This is a genomic window from Micromonospora sp. NPDC003776 (assembly GCF_053605645.1).
In genome coordinates, this window is the sequence record NZ_JBSGJR010000751.1 from 1 (window position 1) to 2768 (window position 2768).

Consider the following 2768-nt stretch of genomic DNA (forward strand, 5'->3'; position numbering starts at 1 on the left):
GCCGGCGGCGGGCAGGACCCCGGCGGCGCCGATGAGCAGGAAGCCGAGCGTCCCGGCCACCCACCAGGGGTACGGGTCCGGCGGCGGCACCCAGTCCAGGGTGCCGCGCACCTCGATCGACCGGTCGCCGTCGCGCAGCGGCACCACCCAGTCGCGGACCCGCTGCTCGCGGCCCGGGTCGGCGGTCACCGACGCCGGCGGGTCGGACTCCGCCCAGCGGGCCCGCTGGTCGTGCCAGCGGGCCGAGCGGTCGTCCGAGACCTTCCGCCAGACCGGGCTCGCGGCCGGGTCGGCGTCGGCCGGGAGCGGGGTGTCCCCGGCGAGGGTGCGGTTGAGGTACGTGGCGGGGGAGCGGCTGTTCTCGTACACCCCGCCCGGGCCGATCCGCAGGTACGGCTCGCCGGAGTAGCCGAGCACCTCGACGTCCCGCCCGGTGGCGTTGGTGAGCTCCAGCCGGGCACCCGCCTCCACGATCCGCGCGGTGAGCCCGCCCGGGGCGGGGGTGAGCGCGGTGACCACAGCCCGGTAGTTCGTGCCGTCGGGGGCGTCCGCGCCGTGCGCGGCGGCCGGGGTGGCGAGGGCGAGCAGGGCGGCGAGCGCGGCGGTGACCACCAGCCCCGCCCGCCGCAGCGGTACGCGGATCACTTGCCGGCCGCCGCCACCGCCGCCTTGATCCCGTCCGGCGTCTTGTCCTGGATCTCCTTGCCGTTGACCTTGACCGTCGGGGTGCCGGTCACCCCGGCCTTGCTCGCGTCGTCGGTCACGTGCTCGGTCCACGACTTGTACGTGCCGTCGTTGACGCAGGAACCGAAGTCGTCCTTGTTCAGGCCGACGCCCGCGCCGATGTCGATCAGCTCGGCGTTGCTCAGCCCGGCGCTGTTCTCCGGCGGCTGCTTGGCGAAGAGCTGGTCGGTGAACTCGGTGAACTTGCCGCCCTTGGCGGCGCAGCCGGCGGCGGCCGCGGAGCGGGTGGAGTATTCCGTGGTGGAGAAGCGGTTCAGGAAGACGACCGGGTGGAAGACGACCTTGGCCTTGCCCTCACTGACCAGCTGCTTGAGGGTGGGGCCGCTGAGCTGCTGGAACTGCTTGCAGACCGGGCACTGGTAGTCCTCGTACAGGTCGATGGTGACCGGTCCGCCGCCCTCGACGATGCCCGTGCCGTCGGCGTTCGCGCCGGGCGGGGTGGTGAAGCTGGTCGACTTCTGGCTGGAGTAGACGGCCCAGCCGATGCCACCGGCGATGACCAGCACGAGCACGGCGGCGATGGTGGTCCAGAGGGTGCGCTTGCGTCGCTTCTCCCGGGCGATCTGCTCCCGGACCACCCGGGCCGCGTTCTTCTGCCCCTTGCGACTACTCATCCTCGCCCTCCACGGGTGGTTCGCCCGCCAGCCAGCCGTCCACGGAGAACGGGGTGCGGGGCCAGCTCAGCAGGAACCCGGCCAGTACCAGGAATCCCAGGTCCCGGAGGATCTCCGGGAGGTAGCTCGGGGCCTGGCCGGCGGCGAGCTGGCCGCCGCTGCCGAAGCACCCGCAGTCGATGGCCAGGCCACGCGCCCAGGCCGAGGCGATGCCGGTGATGAAGACCACCAGCAGCGCGGTGGAGATGCCGGCGGCCAGCCGGGTGGCCAGGCCGACGAGCAGGAGCACGCCGAGCGCCAGCTCCACGAAGGGCAGCGCGGCCCCGATCACGGCCGCGACGTCGTACGGCATGACCTGGTAGGCGTTGACGGCCCGGCCGGACGCGCCCAGGTCACCGACCTTGGTGCCGCCGGCGATCAACCAGACCGCGGCCAGCCCGAACCGGGCGGCGGTGCCGAGCCAGGGCCGCACGCGGAGCCAGCGGCCGGCCGGGATGCGAGATGCGCTCACGGTGGTTAGTCGTTCCGGAGCCGCGGACGGTTCCATGGTCATCCGGCCAGCGCGTCGCCGACGGCGTCGACGAGGTCGCCCCGGGCCCGGGCCACCCGGGAGCGGATGGTGCCCACCGGCACCCCCTCCACCTCGGCGGCCTCGGCGTACGACAGGCCGAGCAGTTGGGTGAGCACGAACGCGCCGCGCCGCTCGGCGGGTAGCCGACGGACCAGGTCGGTGGCGCCGAGCTGCCCGGCCGGGTCGGGGTACGGCCACTCGGTGGCCGCGTGCGCCGCGAGCCGCTCGTCCAGCCGCCGCCGGCGGACCACGGTGCGCAGGTGGTCGGCGCAGGCCCGCCGGGCGATGCCGAGCAGCCAGGTGCGCGCGCTGGCCCGCGCCTGGAAACCGGGCAGTGCCCGGAACGCCCGCAGGTAGGTCTCCTGGGTCAGATCGTCCGCGCTGTCCGGGTCGACCAGGGCGGCGGTGAAGCGCCACACCTCGGCCTGGGTGGACCGGACGAAGGCGACCTGCGCGGTCCGGTCGCCCGCCCCGGCGGCCAGCGCCCACCGCGTCACCTGGTCCGGGGCAGCGTCCGGCGCCGCCGGACGGCGGTCGGCGGAGGTGTCACGCGGGCCGGGGATCACGACAGACGAGGTTACGCGGCGTAGCTGGGCGGGACAGGGTCCTTCGGCCCTTTCCGTGGTCCCGGCCACGCCGGGAACTTTTCCCGCCCGGTTCCCGACTATCTGCTCGTGACGTGCGACGACGTGCGGGTTCGGGTCGGCCGGGTGCCGGGGCGGCGGCGGCCGGCGGCGTACGCCCCGGGGCGCGGATGAGGCGGGTTCGCCGATCGACGCCCGGTCGGGAAGCATGATGGTCATGTCTGCTGCCGTACGCCGCCGGCGTCGCCCCGTGGC

Annotated in this window: 3 protein-coding genes and 1 pseudogene; all 4 read right to left on the bottom strand. The window is 74.6% G+C overall.

All coding sequences use genetic code 11. From position 1 onward, the window contains the following. Positions 1 to 645 (bottom strand): annotated as a pseudogene (locus tag ACWEVO_RS34380) (hypothetical protein); the annotation flags it as partial. Beyond that, positions 642 to 1358 carry a thioredoxin domain-containing protein gene (locus tag ACWEVO_RS34385; protein ID WP_452311584.1) on the bottom strand — a complete coding sequence of 239 codons (717 nt, stop codon included), beginning with the start codon at positions 1356 to 1358 and terminating at the stop codon, positions 642 to 644. The pseudogene ACWEVO_RS34380 and the gene ACWEVO_RS34385, both read right to left, overlap by 4 nt. Continuing rightward, on the bottom strand, positions 1351 to 1905 hold the full coding sequence (locus tag ACWEVO_RS34390) for a MauE/DoxX family redox-associated membrane protein (protein ID WP_452311586.1): 555 nt from the start codon (positions 1903 to 1905) through the stop codon (positions 1351 to 1353). Before ACWEVO_RS34390 ends, ACWEVO_RS34385 begins: the two co-directional genes overlap by 8 nt. A gap of 2 nt (positions 1906 to 1907) precedes the next feature. Beyond that, a complete protein-coding gene (locus ACWEVO_RS34395) occupies positions 1908 to 2495 on the bottom strand; it encodes a sigma-70 family RNA polymerase sigma factor (RefSeq protein WP_452311585.1) in 588 nt (195 codons plus the stop codon). Positions 2496 to 2768 lie beyond the last annotated feature (273 nt).